This window comes from Mycobacterium sp. NGS68 (assembly GCF_059812195.1).
On the sequence record NZ_JCALCE010000016.1, the window covers coordinates 55,657 to 78,375 of the forward strand.

General features: G+C 70.4%; 2 protein-coding genes. Both read right to left on the minus strand.

Annotated features, from left to right (window positions below; all coding sequences use genetic code 11):
• Positions 1-14: 14 nt before the first annotated feature.
• Positions 15-1,703, minus strand: a complete 1,689-nt coding sequence (locus AC5Y5V_RS18455) for an ABC transporter ATP-binding protein (RefSeq protein WP_499938191.1) — start codon at positions 1,701-1,703, stop codon at positions 15-17.
• Positions 1,703-22,717 carry a non-ribosomal peptide synthase/polyketide synthase gene (locus AC5Y5V_RS18460; RefSeq protein WP_499938353.1) on the minus strand — a complete coding sequence of 7,005 codons (21,015 nt, stop codon included), beginning with the start codon at positions 22,715-22,717 and terminating at the stop codon, positions 1,703-1,705. The genes AC5Y5V_RS18455 and AC5Y5V_RS18460 overlap by 1 nt, the downstream gene beginning before the upstream one ends.
• Positions 22,718-22,719: the final 2 nt, after the last annotated feature.

The following is a 22,719-nucleotide window of genomic DNA, read 5'->3' on the forward strand; positions in this document are numbered from 1 at the left end:
TCTGCTCGGCATGGTTAGTCGACCAGCAGCTCGCGGTAGAGGGGCGTGCTCAGCAGTTCGGTGTGGGTGCCGGCGGCCTGGATCCGGCCGTCGGCGAGCACCAGGATCTGGTCGGCGTGGGCAACGGTGGACAGTCGGTGGGTGACCACGAGCACGCTGCGTCCGCCGCGCGCCCGCAGCAGGTTGGCCATCACGTCGGATTCGTTGGCGCGATCCAGATGCGCGGTGGGTTCGTCCATCAGGATGAGCTGCGAGCGCGACAGGAACGCGCGGGCCAGCGCCAGTCGCTGGCGTTGCCCGCCGGACAGCCCGCGGCCACGCTCGAGCACCGGGGCGTCGAGTTGCCCAGGCAGAGCTTCGATTTCGGCCGCGATGTTCGCCTCGTCGAGGACCCGCCAAAGGTCGGCGTCGACGGCGTCGGGATCGGCGATGAGCAGGTTGTCGCGGATCGTGCCGTTGAGCACCGGCGCATCCTGCTCCAGCAGCCCGAGCCGGCCGCGCAGCTCGCGCAGCGGTATGGCGCGGAAGTCGCAGCCCGCCCAGCGCAGGGCGCCGGCGTCCGGGTCCTGAAACCGGCACAGCAGCGCCAACAGGGTCGACTTTCCGGAGCCCGATGGCCCGACGAGCGCGGTGACCTGATCGGGGACGAGGGTGAAGCAGACGTCCTCCAGCACCGGCTGCGAGCCGTAGCCGAACGAGACATGGTCGAATTCGACCAGCGCCGAGCGGTTTCCGCTGTCCGATGCGCCAGCAACGAAGTTCGGCGGGTCGCCCTCGGGCAGCTCCCGCAGGGTGGTCGTGAGGTGCTGGTACGCGCCGGCGGCGGTGCGCAACCCGTTGAGCGCGGTGATGCCGGCGGTGACGGGAAAGACCGCGTACATGGCGAAGGCGAACAGCGTCACGAACTGGCCGACGGTCAGGCTGCCGTCGGCGACGCGGCGCCCGTCGATGATCATGATCGCCAGGAACGAGCCGGTGACGCCCAGTCGGATGACGGACAGGTCGACGGCGGTGGCCAGCGCGATGCGAACACCGGCCCGGTAGGCGTTGTGCGCGCTGGCGCCAATGGATTTCACTTCGCGCTCTTCGGCGCCGTACAGCTTGACGGTCCGCGCGGCGCCCAGCGCCCGGTCCAGCCCGGACGTGTAGTCGCCGAGCGCGGCCTGGCGGTCCAGCGAGGCGCGTTGGATGCGGGCCAGGAACGGTCCGCCGGCCAGGAACGCGGCCGCCATGACGGCCACCACGACTCCGACCGTGGCGGCGTCGATCGACAACATCAGCGCGCTCGCGCCCAGCAGTGTCAGCGCCCCGAACACCGCGTCACCGAGGGCGCGCGGCATGTCACGCAGCAGGCCGACGTCGCTGGCGCCGCGGGCCAGCAGGTCCCCGGTGCGACCGCGATCCAACAGGTCGATCGGCAGGCGTACAACGTGATCGGTGAAGTCGGCCCGCAACCCGCGCACGATCTTCTCGCCGGTCCGGTCCAGCCGGAAGTGCCCGACCGCGTCCAGCAGAAACTGCCCGACGAGCATTGCGGCCAGCAGGGCGACGGGTGTGAGGATCGGCGCACCCGCCGCCGCCCGGTCGACGAGGCGGCCGGCCAGCAGCGGTTGCAGCAGGGTGAGCACGGTCACCGCGCCGAGCAACAGCAAGCTCAGCGCCATCGACGCCCAATGCGCCCGAAGCAGTGTGAGCACGGCCATCACAGCAGTCCGAGCAATTGCAGGTCGGTGACGTATTTGAGGATGACGGCCGGTGAGATCCGCGGGATGTCCGGATTGTCTTTGTCGGGGCCGATTTTCGCCTCGCGCACCGCCGCCCGGAAGCGGTCGGTCGGCGCGTAGGCGCCGTGGGTCGGTTCCAAGGGCCGCGCGGGCGCGGAATTACGCATGTGCAGCATCTGCAGCACGGAGTGCCGGCGCTGACGGTCCGGCAGTACCTGCAGGGCGGCCTCGAACCGCGTGAGCCATTCGTCGAAGTCGTCGACGCGCTCGATCGGGTAGCCGGCGTCCATCACCCAGTCGACGTACTCGTCGAGCCCGATGCCGTCGTCGTGCGGGTTCATCACGTGGTAGGTGGAATGCTCCCCGGCCAGTTGGGGCCGCAGCGTGGCTATCGCCTCGGCGACGAACTTCACCGGCAACCCGTCGAAGTGCGCCGGCAATCGGCTGCCGTCGGCCCCGCGCCGGTAGAACGAGGCCGGCGCGATGCCGGTGGCCATGAGGCTCAGCGCCATGCGGGTGAACATGTCCGACACGTTGAGCTGGCCGGCATAGGTGGGGTCGGGCAGGATCATGGCGCAGCGGAACACCGCGACGGGCAGCCCGCACAGGTCGTTCGCCTCGCGCAGCAGCACCTCGCCGGCCCATTTGCTGGTGCCGTAGCCGCCGGCCAACCCCGCATCGACGGTGCGCGTGGCGCTCACGACGCGGATGTCGGCGTCCTCGGTGAACGCCGACCTCTCGACCTGTTCGCCGACGTCCGCGGTCGAGACGTAGCTGTAGGCCTTGAGTTTGACGCTGAGCGCGATCCGGATCAGCTCGGCGGTGCCGACGACGTTGGGTCCGAACAGCTCGCCGTAGGGCAGGACGGCGCTGACGACCGCCGCGGAGTCGACGATCGCGTCGACGGTTTCGGCCAACCGCTGCCACCGCCGCCGGTCCAGCCCCAGGTCGGGTTCGGCCTTGTCGCCGGCGATGACCTGCAGGTGGTCGACCGCCAATTCCCGGTAGTGGCGCAGTAGTTCTGGGTCGCCGCTGTCGAAGACGGCGTCCAGTCGCCGCCGGGCGTCGTCGTCGGAGGAGGCGCGCACCAGGCAGATCAGCGTGCCGTCGACCGACTCCATCTGCTCGAGTAGTTGCAGGGTGAGGTAGCGCCCGACGAAGCCGGTCGCCCCCGTCAGTAGGACGGTCCGCACCTCCGGGCTCGGGCCGGGCAGCCCCGGGGCCGCGGCCAGCGTCGCGGTGTCGATGAAGCAGTCCAGCGTGAGGTCGCGTGCGTGAACCTCGCTCGGGTCGGGTCCGTGGAGCGCCGCGAACCGCGCGTCGGCCTTTCGGCCCAGCCGCCGGCTCAACGCGCGAACCGACGGCGCGTCGAGCAGGGTGGCCACCTTGAGCTGGGCGTCCAGCGCGGCGTTGACACCCGCGACCACGCGCATCGCGGTCAGCGAGTCGCCGCCGAGATCGAAGAACGAGTCGTCCGTCCCAACCCGTTGTAGACCAAGGACTTTCGCGTATACGCCCGCGACGATCTCCTCGGTCGGGGTGGCCGGCGCGCGGTAATGCGCAGTGTCGCGATATTCGGGTGCCGGCAGGGCGCGGGTGTCGAGTTTGCCGTTGACGGTCAACGGCAGCGCGTCCAGGACCAGCACGGCGGCGGGGACCAGGTACGACGGCAGCCGCTCGGCGAGTTGAACGCGCGCCGCGGCCGGGTCCACCGACCCGGTCACGTAGCCCACCAGGCGCCTGTCCCCCGGGCGGTCCTCGCGGACGATCACCGCCGCGCGCTCCACGCCGGGCAGTCCGTTCAGCGCGGCGGTCACCTCGCCGAGTTCGACGCGGTATCCGCGAATCTTGACCTGCTCGTCGGCGCGGCCGACGAAGTCCAGCTGCCCGTCGGGACGCCAGCGCACCAGGTCACCGGTGCGGTACATGCGTTGCCCCGGTGGGCCGAACGGGCACGGCACAAAACGCGCCGCCGTGAGGCCACTACGACGCCAATACCCCACGCCGACGCCGGAACCCGCCACGTACAGCTCCCCCACGACGCCTGCCGGCACCTGCCGCAGCGACGCATCGAGCACAAAGAGCGCGGCGCCGGCGGCCGGCGAGCCGATCGGCGGTATGCCCGAACCGGGCCGCAGCGGCGCGCTGACCGCGGCGTCGACCGTCGTCTCGGTCGGGCCGTAGGCATTCAGCATCAGCCGCCCCGGCGCCCACCGATCGACCAGCTCGGCCGGGCAGGCCTCCGCGCCGACCACCAGCGCCATCGACTCGAGCCCCTTCGGCGACAGCATCGCGACGGCCGACGGGCTCTGGGTGAGTACGTCGACGCGGTGGGTCGCCAGCAGGTCGTGCAGGTCGCTCGGCGAGGCCGCCACCGACTCGGGCACTACCACCAGGCGACCGCCGCCGAGCAGCGCCCCGAAGATCTCCCACACCGAGACGTCGAAGGCGTACGAATGGCATTGCGCCCAAACGCCACCGCGCGGCAGCGAGCCGAGTGACTCGACCAGCCGGATCACGCTGCGCTGCGTGACGGCCACCGCCTTGGGCATTCCGGTGGTGCCCGAGGTGTACATGACGTAGGCGACGGCGTGGGCGTCATCGACGCCGAGAGCGTCCTGGGCGACGGGACGGGGCGCGGTCGTGGTTCCCGGCGCGTCCAAGTCGATCACCGCGACGTCGTGCCCGTCGAAGCGCGGCCGCAGCTCGGCCGTCGTGACGACGGCCGCCGGCGCGGCGTCGGCGAGCATGAAGTCGAGCCGGGCCGCGGGCTGCGCCGGGTCGATCGGCACGTACGCCGCCCCCGACTTGAGCACGCCCAGGATCGCGACGATGGCCTGCACCGAGCGGGAAAACATCAGCGCCACATGCGATCCAGGGCGCACACGATGATCGGCAAGCTGGCGCGCCAACCGGTCGGCGGCGGCGTCGACCTCGCGGTAGGTCCACGATTGAGCGCCGGATTGCACCGCGACCGCCGCGGGGGTGCGGGCGACTTGCGCGGCCCACAGCGCCGGAATCGAGGCTTGTGTCACGCCGGCGGAGGCGGCGGGCAGCGCCAGCGCCGCCCGGTTGCCCCACCGGTCCAGCCTGGCGCGCTCGTCGGCGTCGAGCAGGTCCAGCGACGACAGCCGCGCCGACGGGTCGTCCGCCATCGCCACCAGGACCCGCTCCAGGCGTGCAACCAAGGCCTCGATACGGGCCGCGTCGAACACATCGGTGCGGTACTCCACCGCCCCGCTGATCCCGTCCGGCGCGCCCGCATCGGTGAAACGTTCGGCGAGAGAGAAGGCCAAATCCATGACGGCGGTGTGGGTTTGCAGCGGCAGGGTGGTGGCCCGCAGGTCGCCCAGGCTCAGCTGTGGCGGGGTGATGTTCTGCCAGGCCAGCAAGACCTGGATCAGCGGATGGTGTGCCTGCGTCCGGGGCGGTTGGAGGCGATCGACCAGCACCTCGAAGGGCACGTCCTGGTGCTCGTAGGCGGCCAGGCTGCGTTGCCGCACCTGGGCGAGGACCTCGGCGAAGGTCGGGTCGCCGGGCAACTCGACCCGCAGCACCAGGGTGTTGACGAAGAAACCCACCAGGCGGTCCAGTGCGGGATCGCCTCGGCCGGCGATCGGGAAGCCCACCGCCACATCGGTGCTGGCGCCGAGGCGGGACAGCAGCACCGCCAGGGCCGCCTGGACCACCATGAACATGGTCGAATTGTGCTCGTGGGCAATGCGGGCCATCCGCTCCTGCAGCGTCGCAGGCCATTCGACCGGCACGCTGTCGCCGCGGTGATCGGCCGCCGACGGATACGGCCGGTCGGTGGGCAGCTCCAACCGAGGGGGCACGCCCGCCAAAGCGTCTTCCCAATAGGCCAGTTGTGCGGCGAGGACGCTGTCGGGGTCGGCGAGATCGCCGAGGGTTTCTCGCTGCCACAGCGTGTAATCGACATACTGCACCGGCAATTCGGCCCAGCCCGGCGGCCGCCCCGCGCACCGGGCGGCGTACGCCGCGCCCAGGTCGGTGGCCAGCACACCGACCGACCAGCCGTCCGCCGCGATGTGGTGCACCACCGCGACCAACACATGTTCTTCGTCGGCGATGCGGAAAAGTCTTGCTCGCAAGGGAATCTCGGCCGACAGGTCAAAGCTGTAGCGCGCCACCCCGGCGATGGCCGCATCCAGCCGGGCCGCTGGCCAGGCGGACGCGTCGATAACCGCCCAGCCGAAATCGATCCGATCGTCGGCGACGACCAGCTGCCGCGGAACGCCCTCGGGCGCCACGAACAGCGTCCGCAGGCTTTCGTGTCGGCCCACGACGTCGACCAGCGCCGCTTGCAGCGCGTCGGCGTCCAGCCGCCCGGTGCAGCGCAGCGCCACCGTCATGTTGTAGACCGGCAGCGCGCCGTGTAGCTGGTGCAGGAACCACAGCCGGTTCTGCGCGAACGACAACGGCACCACCGCGGGCCGCGCGTCTGCCCTGAGCGGCGCGCGCCGGCCCGCGTCCCCGCCGACGTACCGCGCCAAGTCGGCGACGGTGGGTGCCTCGAACACCGCGCGCACGGCGAGGCCGGCGTCGAGGGCGTTGTTCGCGGCGGCGATCAGCCGCATCGCCAGCAGCGAGTCACCGCCCAGCTCGAAGAACGAGTCGTCGACGCCGACCCGCCGCAGCCCGAACAGCTGGGCGTAGATGCCGGCCAGGATTTCTTCGATCGGGGTGGCGGGGGCGCGATAGCGATCGACATCCTGGTACTCCGGCGCCGGCAGGGCGCGGGTGTCGAGTTTGCCGTTGGGGGTCAGCGGCAGCGCCGGCAAGACCACCACCGCCGTCGGGACCATGTAGTCCGGGAGCCGCTCGGCCAACCGGGCGCGGATCTCGGCCGGGTCGCCGGTGCCGGTGACATAACCGACCAGCCGCGCGGGGGCGGGGCCGTCCACGCGGGCGATCACCGCCGCCTGGTCGACGCCGTCGAGCGCGGCCAGGACGGTGCGCACCTCGCCGAGTTCGATGCGGTAGCCGCGGATCTTGACTTGTTCGTCGGCGCGGCCGAGGTAGTCGAGTTGGCCGTCGGCGCGCCATCGCACCAGGTCTCCGGTGCGGTACATGCGGCCGCCGGACGGGCATGCCACGAATCGAGCTGCGGTCAGGCCCGGACGGCGCCAATAGCCCACGCCCACACCGGCTCCCGCCACATACAACTCGCCGACCACGCCGACCGGCACCGGCCGTAGCCACCCGTCGAGCACGAACAGCGCCGCCGTCGGCACCGGCGAGCCGATCGGCGGTGTGCCCGCGTGCAGCGGCGCGCTCATCGCCGCGTACACCGTGGTCTCGGTGGGGCCGTAGGCGTTGATCATCAGCCGGCCCGGTGCCCAGCGGTCCACCAGTTCGGCCGGGCAGGCCTCGCCGGCCACCACGAGGGTGACCGATTCCAGACCCTCCGGCGACAGCGCACCGGCCGCGGATGGGGTTTGGCTGAGGACGGTGACGTGTTCGGCGCGTAGCAGGGTGTGGAGGTCTTCGGGTGAGCGGGCGATGCCTTCGGGCACGATCACCAGCCGGCCGCCGCTCAGCAGCGCGCCGAAGATCTCGAACACCGAGACGTCGAAGGCCAACGAATGCCACTGCGACCACACCCCCGCGCGCGGCAGCCGCGTATTCAGCGACTGCAGCAGCGCGACGACGTTGCCGTGGGTGACGGCCACGCCCTTGGGCACGCCCGTGGTGCCCGAGGTGTAGATGACGTAGGCGATGTCCTCGGGGTTGGGTTGCGGTAGGACGGTTTTCGGCGCGGTATCGACGCACCTTTCGACGTCGAGGACGGCCACGTCGTGCCCGTCGAACCGCCCGGCCAGCGCGCCGGTCGTCAGCGCGACGATCGGCGCGGCGTCGGCGAGCATGAACCCGATCCGCGCCGACGGCAGCGACGGGTCGATCGGCAGATACGCCGCCCCGGTCTTGAGCACCGCCAGGATCGCCGCGACCGCGTGCACCGACCGCGAAAACAGCAGCGCCACACACTGACCCGGCCCCGCCCCGCACCGGGCCAGCACACGGGCCAGCCGCTCGGCCTGCTCTTCGAGCTCCCGATACGCCAGCGAGCGGCCCTCGCACGTCAACGCCACCGCATCCGGCGTGCGGGCCACCTGCGCGGCCCACAACACCGGAATCGATGCCTGCACCGACCCGGTCCGGGCCAGCACCGCCCGATTTCCCACCTTGGCGAGGTGGGCGTGCTCGCGCTCGTCGAGTGAATCCAGCGAGGAGAGCCGCCGCGCCGGATCCGCCGTCATGTCCGCCAGCACCCGCTGCAACCGCCCGAACAGCGCCCCGATCTCGTCGGCGCCGAAAACCTCGGCGTCGAATTCGATGCGAACGCCGATCTCGTGGCCCGGCACGATGCGGATGCTCAGCGGATAGTGCGTGTAGTCGCGGCTGGTCTGCTGGGTGATGGCCAGGCCGCCCGCGCCGTCGCGCAGCGCTTCGGTATCGATTGGATAGTTCTCGTAAGCGAAGAGCGTGTCGAACAGCCGCTCCTGGCCGACGAGGCGGTGGATCTCGCTGAGAGCCAGGTGCTGGTGCTCGAGGGTGTCGTTGTGCGCGGTTTGCAGCCGATCGATCAGCTCCGCCGTGGTGATGACCGCTGTGAACGTCGCCCGCACCGGCACGGTGTTGATGAACAGCCCGACCATCGATTCGGCCCCGGCCAGATCGGCGGGCCGCCCCGAGACCGGCACCCCGAAGACGACGTCGTGCCGACCGGTCAACCCGCTCAGGAGATGCGCCCAGGCAGCCTGCAGGACCGTGCTCGCGGTGGCATGGCAGCGACGCGCCAACTCGCCGATGGCGCGGGTGGTGGCCGTCGGCAGGTGGAACGAGCTCGCGCCGCGCGGGCCCACACCCAGCCGATCAGGCGCCCCGACCAGGGTGGGGGTGTCGAAGCCGGCCAGCACCGCACGCCAGGCCGTGCGGGCGGCCTCGAGGTCCCGGTCGGCCAGCCAGGTCACGAACCGCCGATACGGCACCGGCGTGGGCAGCCGGTGCCCGTGGTAACCGGCGAAGATCTCGCGCAACAGGATCGGCATCGACCAGCCGTCCACCACGATGTGGTGATTGGTCAGCACGAATCGATAGCGGTGCTCGCCAGTGCGGATCAGCGCGACCCGAAACGCCGGTTGCCCGGCCAGGTCGCACACCGCGGCGCGTTCCTCCGCACACACCCGCTGCACCTGCTCGTCGCGGTCAAGTTCGATATACCGCCATGCCGCAACGGGGTCGGCGTAGATGAGCTGCACCGGCTCCTCGAACTGGTCATGAAACCGCGCCGCCAGGTTCGGATGCCGCTCGACGAGCGCCTGCACCGCTCCCCGCAGCCGGTCCGGGTCCAGCGCACCGGCCACGGCGAAATCCAGTTGCACCGCATACACGTCGTCCTGCCCGGTGCCGGCGTGGAACAGCAGCCCGCGCTGCATCGGCGTCAACGGCAACACCTCAGCCACCCGATGCTGGCGCTGCAACTCGTCAATCTGGTGCTGACTCAACCGCACCAGCGCAACATCCGACGGCGTCAACCCACCACCACCACGGCGCACATGCGCGCATATCCCAGCCAACGCCTCAAACCACAACTGGCCCAACCGCCCTACCCGGTCGCGATCGAGCACCGACGACGCCCACAACCAGTCCGCACGCAACCGCGGACCCGCATCCGTATCCACGGTGGCCGCGTTCAACTCGACGGTGTGCGGCAACGACATCGCCAACCCGGCACTGCCCTGACCCGCCGCCCGCGGCAGCACACCCCAACCCGCGCCGGCGCCCGCCACACCCCCCAGCCGCCCCAGGTAGTTGAACCCGATCGTCGGATCCGGCCCGACCAGCTCCACGTCGGGGTTCAGATGCCGCAACAGCCCATAAGTCAGCGGGTTCGGCACCGCCCGAAGCTGCTCCTTGAGCTGCTTGACCTCCGACCCCAACGCGGCGTCCCCGGCCGCGATCTGCCCCCAAGTCAACCCGCTAACCTCCAGGGCCACGGGGTACTTCGTGGTGAACCATCCGACGGTGCGCGACAAATCGAGACCGGGCGCGACGTCCTCGTCACGCCCGTGGCCTTCCACGTCGATGCCAATCTCCTTGGCGCCGAACATCTCTGCGCACGCCAGCGCGAACCCGATCAACAGGATGTCTTGCACCCCGGCATGAAACGCCGACGGCACCAGACCCAACACCGCGCGCGTCGTCTCCTCGTCCAACGACACCGACAACTGCTCCGCGGTGGCGAACGTGTCGACCTCCGGCAGCGGCGCGGGCAGCAGCGCCGGCTTCCCCGCGATCGCCCGCCAGGCATCGGCCTGCTCCACCACCGCCGTCGAACGCGCATGCTCACCCAGCAGCGACGCCCACCGCCGAAACGACGTCCCACCCGACGCCAACGCAATCGGCTGCCCGCCCGCATGCTGGGCCCAACCGATCGCCAAGTCCTCCAACAGAATCCGCCACGACACCCCGTCGACCGCCAGATGGTGCACCACCAGCGCCAACTGCCCATTCTCGGCGGCCCACACCGCGCTGACCATGACCCCCGCGACCGGATCCAGCCGCGATCGCGCCCCCACCAACACCTCATCCGACAGCGTCGCCACCGACTGCACGCACTTGCGCGCATCCACTGCTCCCGGCTCCGGTATCGACAATGACCAGTCGCCGACGGTGTCTCCCTCATCCACCCGCAACCGCAGCATCGAATGCCGATCCAGCAACGCCTGCAACGCCGTTACCACATCGGCCTCGCCGGCACCGCCCGGCGCCTGCAACACCACCGTCTGGCTGAACTGCTCCACCGGACCAGCCGCACCCAGCAACCAGCGCATGATCGGCGTCGCGACCACCACACCGACGCCCTCGTCCACGGCGGCGGCCCGGTCCTCGGCGACACGGGCCACCCGCGCCAACGCCGCCACAGTCTGCTCCACAAACACGTCACGCGGACGACAGAGCACCCCCGCCGCGCGCGCCCGCGACACCACCTGCATCGACAGGATGCTGTCGCCCCCGAGCTCAAAGAACGACTCGTCGACCCCCACCCGCTCCAGCCCCAGCACCTGGGCATAGACGCCGGCCAGAATTTCCTCGACCGCCGACGACGGCGGCCGGTATCTGCCAGCGTCGCCGTACTCCGGCGCCGGCAGGGCGCGGTGGTCGAGCTTGCCCGACGAGGTCAGCGGGAATTCGTCGAGCACCACGATGTGCGTCGGGACCATGTATTCGGGCAACCGCGCGCTCAACCGCTGGCGCACCGCAGCGAGCCTGGCGTTGGCGTGCGGGTCGTTGGCGTGGGCGCCCCGCTGCTGCGGCAGATAGACATCGCTCAGCGCCTCATCGCCCGCTAACACGAAAACTGCATCCAGACAGCCGGTTTGGGCACCCCAGGTCACCGCCGCGCGGTATCCGGCGGCCTCGCCCAGGCGGTAGAGTTCCTCGGGCGTCACCGCGGGCACATCGGTGACCGACCCGGCCCGAGCAATGCCGCTCACCCGGACAACCGCGGGTCGCTCCGACGCCAACCGGGCGCCCAACTCGCCCAGGCCGGCCCACTCCCACCCCGGCGCCCCGGCCACCGACCGCACCGACGCGGGCTCGGTGTGCACGACGACGTCGTACCGGTACCGGTTCAGCTCGTTGTCGCCCCACCCCCGCTTGACCTCAATGTCGACACCGGCCACCCCCGGCCGCCCGTGCGCCCAGGCGCTGAAAAACTCTGGCGCCAAAAGCAATTCGGATTCGGTGATCGTGGCGCGGCGTACCCGCCGGGCGATGTCGTGCCCGTCCGCGCCATCCGCGAGCGCGACGCCCGTGTAGAAGTCGTCCTGCAAGGTGTGGTTGCGGACATCGCCGATGAACAGTGCCCCGCCCGGCGCCAGCAGACCGAGCGCGGTGTCGATGACCTGCGCCAGATACTGCGCGTTCGGGAAATACTGGACCACCGAGTTCAGCACGATCGTGTCGAAGCCCGCCTGCGGCAGCCCCCCGACGACGTGCGCCGGCTGCGCCACCAACTCGACCCGATCCCGCCACGGCAGCGGCGCCAGCGCGCGCGCCAGGTTCTCGATCGTCACCGCCGATACATCGGTGGCCACATAACGCTCGCAGTGCGGCGCGACCTGCGACAACACCAGCCCCGAGCCCGCGCCGATCTCCAGCACCCGCCGCGGCCCCAGCGCCAAAATCCGCTCCACCGTGGCCGCGCGCCACTCCTGCATCTGCTCGAGCGGAATCGGCGCCCCGGTGTAACTGCTGTTCCAGCCCCGAAAATCCTGGCCGAACTCCACGTCGCCGGCGGCAGCGCCATACAGGTCGTCGTACACGTGCTGCCACTGCCCCACGATCTCGGCGTCCCGCTCGGCCGTCTCGGCGGCAATGCGGTCCAGCGTGATGTAGGCGACGAGGTGGGCTCCGCCGGTCACGCCGTGGTGGACGGTGGCGACGGCCTGCGCGACCTCCGGGCAGGCCAGCAGGGTGTTTTCGATCTCCCCCAGCTCGATGCGGTATCCCCGCACCTTGACCTGTTCGTCGGCGCGGCCCAGGTAGTCGAGCGTGCCGTCGGCGCGCCACCGCACCAGATCCCCCGTGCGGTACATGCGGCCGCCCGCCGGGCACGCCACGAACCGCGACGCGGTCAGGCCCGGCCGCCGCAGGTATCCGGCGCTGACCCCGGCCCCCGCCACATAGAGCTCCCCGACCACGCCGATCGGCACCGGCCGCAGCCAGCCGTCCAGCACGAAGAAGGCAAGGTGGGCCAGGGGCGCGCCGATGGGGCTGGCATTGCCGTCCGCGTCGCCGACGACGATCTGCCGGAACGAGGCGTGCACTGTCGTCTCGGTGGTGCCGTACAGGTTGAGCATCCGTGGCGATCCCATGTCGCCCAGCCAGGTCCGCAGCCGACGCGGTTCCAACGACTCACCGGCGAACAGCACGGATTCCAGCGCCAACCGCGGTCCGGGCCGCGCCGCGGTTTGCAGCGCATGAAACGCCGATGGCGTCTGGCTGAGGACACTGACGTGTTCACTGAGCAGCAGGCCGTGCAGGTCCTCGGGTGAGCGGGCGATGTCGTCCGGCACCACCACCAGCCGGCCTCCGGTCAGCAGCGCACCGAAGATCTCGAACACCGACACATCGAAGGCGAGCGAGTGCCACTGCGACCACACGCCCGCGTGCGGCAGGCGCGCATCCAGCGATTCCAGCAACGCGGCGACGTTTCCGTGGGTGACCGCCACGCCCTTGGGCACGCCGGTGGTGCCCGAGGTGTAGATGACGTAGGCGATGTCGTCTGGATCCGGTGCCGGTAGTGCGGTGCCCGAAGCGGCCACCTCCTGAGTCGCCTCGACATCGAGGACCGCTACCTCGTGCCCGTCGAACCGCCCGGCCAGCGCGCCCGTGGTCAGCGCGACGATCGGCGCGGCGTCGGCGAGCATGAACTCGATCCGCGCCGACGGCAGCGACGGGTCGATCGGCAGATACGCCGCCCCGGTCTTGAGCACCGCCAGGATCGCCGCGACCGCGTGCACCGATCGCGAAAACAGCAGCGCCACACACTGACCCGGCCCCGCCCCGCACCCGGCCAGCACACGGGACAACCGCTCGGCCTGCTCGTCGAGCTCCCGATACGCCAGCGAGCGGCCCTCGCACGTCAACGCCACCGCATCCGGCGTGCGGGCCACCTGCGCGGCCCACAACACCGGAAGCGACACCCCCACCGTCGCGGCCCGGGTCAGCGCCGCCCGGTTACCCCACTCCGCCAGCTGGGCATGTTCGGCAGCGTCCAGCACATCGATCGAAAAGATCGGCCGGCTGGGATCGGCGGTCATGCCGACCAGCACCCGCTGCAACCGCCGGGAGAACGCTTCGACCTCGTCGGCGCCGAACACCTCGGTGTCGTATTCGACGCGCACGCCCAGTTCGGATCCCGGCAGAACCTGGATGGTCAGCGGGTAGTGGTTGTAGTCGTGCCTGGACATCTCGGTGATGGCCAGTTCGCGTGCGCCCGACAGCGCGGCGGCGTCGAGCGGGAAGTTCTGGTACACGAACAGGACATCGAAGAGACTGTCATGGCCGGTGAGGCGGTGGATCTCGCTGAGAGCCAGGTGCTGGTGCTCCAAGGTCGCGTGGTGCGCGGTTTGCAGCCGGTCAATCAGATCCGCCGTGGTGGTGGTCGGCGTGACCGTCGCCCGCACCGGCACCGTGTTGATGAACAGCCCCACCATCGATTCCGCGCCGACGATGTCGGCGGGCCTTCCGGAGACCGTCGTTCCGAAGGCGACGTCATGCCGACCGGTCAGCGACATCAGCAGCCGCGAGAAAGCAGCCTGCAGAACGAGATTGACGGTGGCGTGCCGCGACCGGGCCAACTCGGTGAGGGCCCGCGTCGTGATTTCGGGGATTCGAAACAGGGTGGCGTTGCGCGGTCCCGGCCCCGACGCTCCGGGCGAACCGACCAGGGTGGGGGTGTCGAAGCCGGTCAGCGCCTCGCGCCAGGCCGCGCGCGCGGCGTCGAGGTCCCGGTCGGCCAGCCAGGTCACGAACCGCCGGTACGGCGTCGGCGCCTGCAGACGCTGCCCGTGATAGCTGGCGAAGATCTCACGCAACAGGATGGGCATGGACCATCCGTCGGCCACGATGTGGTGATTGGTCAGCACAAACCGATACCGGTGGTCGCCGGTACGGATCAGCGCGACCCGAAACGCCGGTTGCCCGGCCAGATCACACACCGCGGCGCGTTCGTCGGCGCACACGCGGCGGATCTGCTCGTCGGAATCCAGTGCGATGTACCGCCAGCCCGCAGCCGGGTCGGCGGGAATGACCTGGATCGGATCATCGAACTCGTCGCGGAACCGCGCCGCCAGATTGGGATGCCGCTCGACCACCGCCTGCACCGCGTCGCGCAGCCGATCGGGGTCCAGTGCACCGTGAACGGCGAAATCCAGTTGCACCGCGTACGTGTCACCCACTGTCGTATTGGCGTGGAAGAGCAGCCCGCGCTGCATCGGGGTCAACGGCAGCACGTCGGCGACGCGGTGCTGCCGTGCCAGCTCGTCAATCTCTTTCTGGCTCAACCGCGCCGGCACGATGTCCGACGGCGCCAAGCCGCCCCCGCCGCATCGTACGTGCGCGCACATACCGGCCAGCGCCTCAAACCACAGCCGGCCAAGCCGGCCGATCTGGTCGCGGTCGACCGCCGACGACGCCCATATCCAGTTGGCGCGCAACTGCACACCGGTGTCCGTGTCCACCGTGGCCGCGTTGAGTTCGACGGTGTGCGACAACGGCATTGGCAGCCCGGCGCTGCTGTTGTCCGCGGTCCGCGGATGGACTTGCCAACCCCCGCCCGCGGTCACCGCACCAAGCCGACCCAGGTAGTTGAACCCGATCGACGGCTCGGCCCCGAGAATGTCGGTCTCGGTATTGAGGTAGCGCAACAGCCCGTAGCCGATGGGGTTCGGGTGCGCCCGGAGTTGCTCCTTGGCGTCCTTGATGGCCGCTCCCAGCGCCGCATCACCCGCTATCACCTGCGCCCAGCGCAGCCCACCCACGGCCAGCGCGACCGGGTATCGAGCCGTAAACCATCCGACCGTGCGCGACAGGTCGACGCCGGGCACCAGTTCCTCGTCGCGGCCGTGGCTCTCGACATCGACCCCAACGGCATTGGCGCCGAACAACTCCGCGCACGCCAGCGCGAACGCGATCAGCAGAATGTCCTGGACTCCGGCGTGAAACGCCGCCGGCACCGCGCCGAGCAGTTGACGCGTCGTCTCCGCGTCCAGCGACAGCGACAGCTGCTCCGCGGTGGCGAAGGTGTCCACCGCGGGACGCACCGCGGGCAGCACGGCGGGCACCGCGAGCACCTGACGCCACCGCTGCGCTTGCTCCACCACCGCCGACGAGCGCGCGCACTCACCCAGCAGCGACGCCCAGCGCCGAAACGAGGTCCCGCCCGGCGCCAACACAATCGGCCCCCCACCGGCGTGCTGAGCGCAGCCGATCGCCAGATCCTCCAACATGATCCGCCACGACACCCCGTCGACCGCCAGATGGTGCACCACCAACGCCAACTCACCTGTGTCGACAGCCCACACCGCGCTGAGCATCACCCCCGCTCCCGGGTTCAGCCGCGACCGCGCCGCGATCAGCGTGTGGTCGGACAGCACGTCGACCACGCGAAGGCACTCGTGGGCGTCCACCGATCCGGGCTCAGGCACCGTCAGCGACCAGTCGTCGTTCACGCGCAACCGCAGCATCGGATGCCGATCCAGCAACGCCTGCAACACCGCCACCACATCGGCCGCACCGACACCACCCGGCGCCTGCAACACCACCGACTGGTTGAACTGCTGCACCGGACCAGCCACACCGGCCAACCACCGCATGATCGGCGTCGCCACGACCATGCCGACACCCTCGTCGACCACACCTGCTGAACCCTCGGCCAGGCCGCACACCCGCGCCAACCCCGCCACCGTCTGCTCCACAAACACATCGCGCGCACGACACAACACCCCCGCCGCCCGCGCCCGCGACACCACCTGCATCGACAAGATACTGTCGCCGCCGAGCTCGAAAAACGACTCGTCGACCCCCACCCGGTCCAACCCCAACACCTGGGCGTAGACCCCGGCCAGGATCTCCTCGACCCGCGATGACGGTGCCCGATACGCTTCGGCGTCACCGTATTCCGGCGCCGGCAAAGCGCGGCGGTCAAGCTTGCCGTTGACCGTCAACGGCAGCGCATCGAGCACCACCAGCGCGGCGGGAACCAGGTACGACGGCAGCCGCCGCGCCAACTCGTCGCGCGCCGCGGCCGGGTCCAAGGACCCGGTCACGTAGCCCACGAGACGCTTGTCGCCCGGGCGATCCTCGCGAACGATCACCACCGCCTGGTCGACGCCGTCGAATGCGGCCAGCGCCGCGCGCACCTCGCCGAGCTCGATGCGATACCCGCGAATCTTGACCTGGTCGTCGGTGCGACCGAGGTACTCCAGCTGCCCATCCGCGCGCCACCGCACCAGGTCCCCGGTGCGGTACATGCGGCCGCCGAATGGGCAGGCCACGAACCGCGAAGCGGTCAGTCCCGGCCGCCGCCAATAGCCCACGCCCACACTGCGACCGGCGATGTACAACTCTCCCACCACGCCGACGGGCACGCGACGCAAAAAACCGTCCAGCACGAAAAGCGCCGCACCCGACACCGGTGAACCGATCGGCGGCGATCCGCAATCCACGGTCAGCGGGCCGCTCATCGACGCGTAAACCGTTGTCTCGGTGGGGCCATAGGCGTTGATCATCACCCGTCCGGGCGCCCACCGATCCACCACCTCGGCGGGACACGCCTCACCGGCGACCACCAGCGCCGTCGACTCCAGTCCCGCCGGCGTCAAAGCCCCTACCGCCGAAGGTGTCTGGCTCAACACGCTGACGCCTTCGGCGGCGAGCAGGGCGTGCAGGTCGGTCGGCGACGCGGCCACCTCCTCGGGCACCACCACCAACCGTCCACCACACAACAGCGCACCCCAGATTTCCCACACCGAGACGTCGAACGCATACGAATGCCACTGGCTCACCGTGAACGACACCGAGTCGTGGGGCGGCCGGAAGAAGCCGTTGACCCGGAACAGTCGGGTGACGTTGCGGTGATCGATGGCAACGCCTTTGGGAACGCCGGTGGTGCCCGACGTGTAGATGAGGTACGCGATGTCGTCGGCGGAGGGCATCGGCAGGGGTGTGCCGGGCCAAGCCTGGATTTCGGGGTCACCGACCACGACGACGGGCAGGCCGGAGTCCTGCAGCCGGGTCCGGAGTGCCGCGGTGGTGACGGCGGCCACCGGCGCGGCATCGGTGATCATGAACGCGACCCGCGCCGCCGGCAGCAACGGGTCGATCGGCAGATAGGCCGCGCCCGTCTTGAGCACGGCAACCATCGCGACGATTGCCTCGGCTGAGCGGGAGAATAGCAGCACCACCCCCGTCCCACGCCGCACACCGCGACTGGACAGCAAGTGCGCCAGACGGTTTGACGCCTCGTCCACCTCCCGGTATGTCATCGTCAGGCCGTCGCAACTCAGTGCCACCGCGCGCGGGGTGCGGGCCACCTGTGCGGCGAACGCCTCCGGGATCGACACCGCCGGGGGCGCGGGCTGCGACAGCACCGCGCGGTTCCCCCAGGAGTCGAGCCGGACATGCTCGGCATGGTCCAGCAGGTCCACCGACGACACCCGGCGACCCGGGTCGGCCGTCATCGCCGTCAGCACGGTCGCCAGCCGTCCGACCAACTGTTCGATGCCGGCGGCGTCGAACACGTCGGTGCGAAATTCCACGGTCCCGCCGATCCCGGCCGGTACCCCCGTCGGGGTCCACTGCTCGGCCAGGGAGAACGTCAGATCCATGCGGGCGGTGTTGGTGTCCACCGTCATCGGCGAGACCCGCAGATCACCCAGGGTCAGCTCCGGCGCGGAGTTGTTCTGCCACGCCAGCATGACCTGGACCAGCGGGTGATGCGTCAGCGATCGGGGCGGGTTGAGCCGTTCGACGAGCACCTCGAAGGGCACGTCCTGGTGTTCGTAGGCCGCCAGGCTGCGTTCGCGGACCTGCGCCAGCAGTTCGGCGACGGTCGGGTCGCCGGCCAGGTCGACGCGCAGCACCAGGGTATTGACGAAGAAGCCCACCAGCTCGTCGAGGGCGGGGTCGCGGCGCCCGGCGATCGGGAACCCCACCGCCACATCGGAACTCGCGCTGAGCTTGGACAGCAGTACCGCCAGCGCAGCCTGCAACACCATGAAGCTGGTCGCGTTGTGTGCGCGCGCGGCATCCCGGACCCGCTGGTGCAGGTGCGCCGGCCAGTGCACCGCCACCTTGGCGCCGCGCTGATCGGCCATCGGCGGATAGGGCCGCTCGGTGGGTAACCGCAGCCGTTCGGGTAGCCCCGCCAGGGCGCCTTCCCAGTATCGCAACTGCCCCGCGATCGCACTGTCGCTGTCGTCGACATCTCCGAACTGGGCGCGCTGCCACAGCGTGTAATCGGCGTACTGCAGCGGCAATTCGGCCCATTCGGGGCCGGCCCCGCCGGCGCAGCGGCCGGCGTATGCCACCCCCAAGTCGCGCGCCAGCGGCGCCACCGACCAGCCGTCGGCGGCGATGTGGTGCACCACCACCAGCAGCACGTGCTCCTGATCGCAGACACGGAAAGCCATGGCCCGCAGGGGGATATCGACCGAAAGGTCGAACGGCAGCAGCGCCGCGGCGGCGATGGCCTCGTCAAGGCGGGCCGTCGACCATCCGGTGGCATCGATGACCTGCCAGCCGAGGTCCACCCGCTCGGATGCGACCACCACCTGCTCGGGCGTCCCGTCGGACACGGCGAACCGGGTCCGCAGGCTCTCGTGGCGGGCGACCACGTCGGCCAGCGCCGCGCCCAGAGCGTCCGAATCCAGCCGCCCGTGCAGCCGCAACGCCACCGGCATGTGGTAAACGGCTGTGGGACCCTGAAATTCGTGCAAGAACCACAACCGGCTCTGCGCAAACGAAAGCGGAACCCTCGCGGGCCGCGCGCCGGCCACCAACGGCGCCAACGCATCGCGGCGTTCGCCGATCCGCGTCACGAGCCCGGCGACCGTCGGCGCGTCGAAAAGGGCACCTACCCTCAGGTCGGCGTCCAGCGCGGTGTTGATCGCGGCGATTACCCGCATCGCCGACAGCGAATCGCCACCCAGGTCGAAAAATGACTCCGCCACCCCCACCCGCTGCACGCCGAGCACCCGGGCGTAGATCCCCGCCACGATCTCCTCGACGGGGGTTATCGGGGCCTGATACCTGTCCAGCTCAACGTATTCCGGTGCCGGAAGCGCTCTGGCGTCGAGTTTGCCGTTGGCGGTCAGCGGCAGCGCGTCGATCGCCACCACCGCGGCGGGGACCAGGTACGGCGGCAGGCGCCGCGCCAACTCCAAGCGTGCCTCGGCGGGGTCTGACGATCCGGTCACGTAGCCCACCAGACGCTTGTCGCCCGGGCGGTCCTCCCGGACCAGCACAACCGCCTGGTCGACGCCGTCGAGGCAGGCCAGCGCCGCGCGCACCTCGCCCGGCTCGATGCGGTACCCGCGAATCTTGACCTGCTCGTCGGCGCGGCCGACGTAGCGCAACTGCCCGTCCGGCCGCCAGCAGACCAGGTCCCCGGTGCGATACATGCGCATCCCGGCCGCGCCGAACGGGCAGGCCACGAACCGCGCGGCCGTCAGTCCGGCGCGGCGCCAGTAGCCCACGCCCACCCCGGCGCCGGCCACATACAGCTCCCCCACGACGCCAGGCGGCACTGGCCGTAGCCGCTCGTCCAGCACGAACAGCGCCGAACCCGCTACCGGCGAACCGATCGGGGCCGCACCGGAACCCGGCGCCAGCGGCGCGCTCAACGCCACGTAGATCGTGGTTTCGGTGGGGCCGTAGGCGTTGATCATCACCCGCCCGGGCGCCCAATGGTCGACCACGTCCGACGGGCAGGGCTCTCCGCCCATCAGCAGCGCCACCGATTCCAGCCCCGCGGCCGTCAACATCCCTACCGCGGAAGGGGTCTGGGTCAAGACGTTGACCCCTTCGGCGATCAGCAGGTCGTGAAAGTCGTTCGGGGAGGCCGCAACCGACTCGGGCACCACCACCAGCCGTCCGCCGCGCAGCAGCGCACCCCAGATCTCCCAGGCCGAGAAATCGAAGGCGTAGGAATGCCACTGCGACCAAACCCGTTCCGACGCCGCGGGCAGGCCGCCGTCCAGCGACGTGACCAGCTGCGTCAGGTTGTGGTGGGTGATGGCAACGCCCTTGGGCACCCCGGTGGTGCCCGACGTGTAGATGAGGTAGGCGACCTGAGAGGCGTCGGCCACCGCGGGCAACGGCGTGCACGGATGGCCGGGCAGTGCGGGGTCGGCGACATCGATCACGTCATGCCCGTCGAACCGGCCGGCGAATTCGGCGCGGGTGAGGACAGCCACCGGCCCGGCGTCGGCCAGCAGGAGGTCCAACCGATCGGCGGGCAGCCCTGGGTCCAGCGGCAGGTACGCCGCTCCGGCCTTGAGCACCGCCAGCATCGCCACGATCGCCTCGGGAGACCGCTGCAGCAGCAGCGCCACACACGTGCCCGGTCGCGCGCCGCGGCCGGACAGCATGTGCGCCAGCCGGTTCGACGCCTCGTCAACTTCCCGGTATGTCATGGCCGAGCCGTCGCAACTCAGCGCGACCGCCCCGGGCGCGCGGGCCACCTGCGCCTCGAACGCCGCCGGGATCGAGACCGCCGGTGGCGTAGGCCGCGTCAGCACGGCGCGGTTGGCCCATCCGTCCACGCGGGCGCGCTCGGCCGGACCGACGAGATCGACGGACGACGGGCGGCGCGCCGGATCCGCGGTGACCGCCGCCAGCACCGTCTGCAGCCGTCCGACCAGCGCTTCGATGCTGGCGGCGTCGAACACGTCGGTCCGGAACTCCACCGTCCCACCGATCCCGGCGGGTTCGCCGGCGGCGTCGACGCGTTCGGCCAGGAAGAACGACAGATCCATGCGGGCCGTGCGGGTCTGCAGCGGGACAGGGGTGGTCTGCAGGTCGCCCAGCGCCAGTCCCGCGGCGGGGTCGTCGTATCGGAAGGTGAAGTTCTGCCAGGCCAGCATCACCTGGATCAGCGGGTGATGCGTCCGCGAGCGCGGCGGGTTCAGCCGATCGACCAACACCTCGAACGGCACATCCTGGTGCTCGTAGGCGGACAAGCTGCGCGCCCGCACCTGCCCGAGCAACTCGGCGAAGGTCGGGTCGCCGGCCAGATCGACCCGCAGGATCAGGGTGTTGACGAAAAAGCCCACCAGGCCATCGAGCGCGGGGGCGCCCCGGCCTGCGATCGGGAAACCAATCGCCACATCGGAACTGGCGCTCAGCCGCGACAACAGCGCCGCCAGCGCCGACTGCACGACCATGAAGCTGGTCGCGTTGTGCCGGCGGGCGACGTCGCGCACCCCCCGCTGCAACTCCGCCGGCCATTCCACGACGACGCTGGCGCCGTGGTGATCGGCTACCGCCGGATAGGGGCGGTCGGTTGGCAGCTGCAGGCGCTCGGGCAGACCGGCCAGCGCCTCCTCCCAGAACGCCACCTGCGCGCCGAGCGGGCTGCGGCGGTCCGCCGCATCGCCCAGATTGCGTCGCTGCCACAGCGTGTAGTCGAGGTACTGCACCGGCAGCGCGGCCCAGCCCGGGACGCGCCCCGCGCACCGGCTGACGTACGCCACACCCAGATCGGCGGCCAGCACACCGATCGACCAGCCGTCCCCGGCGATGTGGTGGACCACGATCACCAGCACGTGCTCCCGGTCGCCGAGGCTGAAAAGCCTTGCCCGCAAGGGTATCTCGGAGGCCAGGTCGAAACTGTGGCACGTCGCTTCTTCGATCGCCCCGGTCAGCCGTTCCGCCGGCCAGTCGGCCGCGTCGACGATCTCCCAGCCGAAGTCGGCACGTTCGACGGGCAGCACGAGCTGGCGCGGTATGCCGTCCACCGCAGAAAACACCGTGCGCAGGCTCTCGTGGCGGCCCACCACATCGGCCAGCGCGGCACGCAGCGCGCCCGCGTCGAGCGGACCCCGCAACCGCAACGCCACCGCCCGGTTGTAGACCGGCGAAGAGCCCTGTAACTGATCGATAAACCACAGCCGGCTCTGGGCGAACGACAACGGCAGCACCGCGGGCCGGCGCCCGGCCACCAGCGGCGTGAGCCGCCCCGATTCTTCGCCGATGCGCGACGCCAATTGGGCGACCGTGGGCGCGTCGAAGATGGTGCCCACCCGCAGATCGGCATCGAGCTCCGTGTTGATCGCGACGATCACCCGCATCGCCGATAGCGAGTCGCCACCCAAGTCGAAGAACGACTCTTCGAGCCCGACATCACGCGGATCCATGCCAAGCACTCGGGCATAGACGTCGACCAGAGACCGCTCGATGG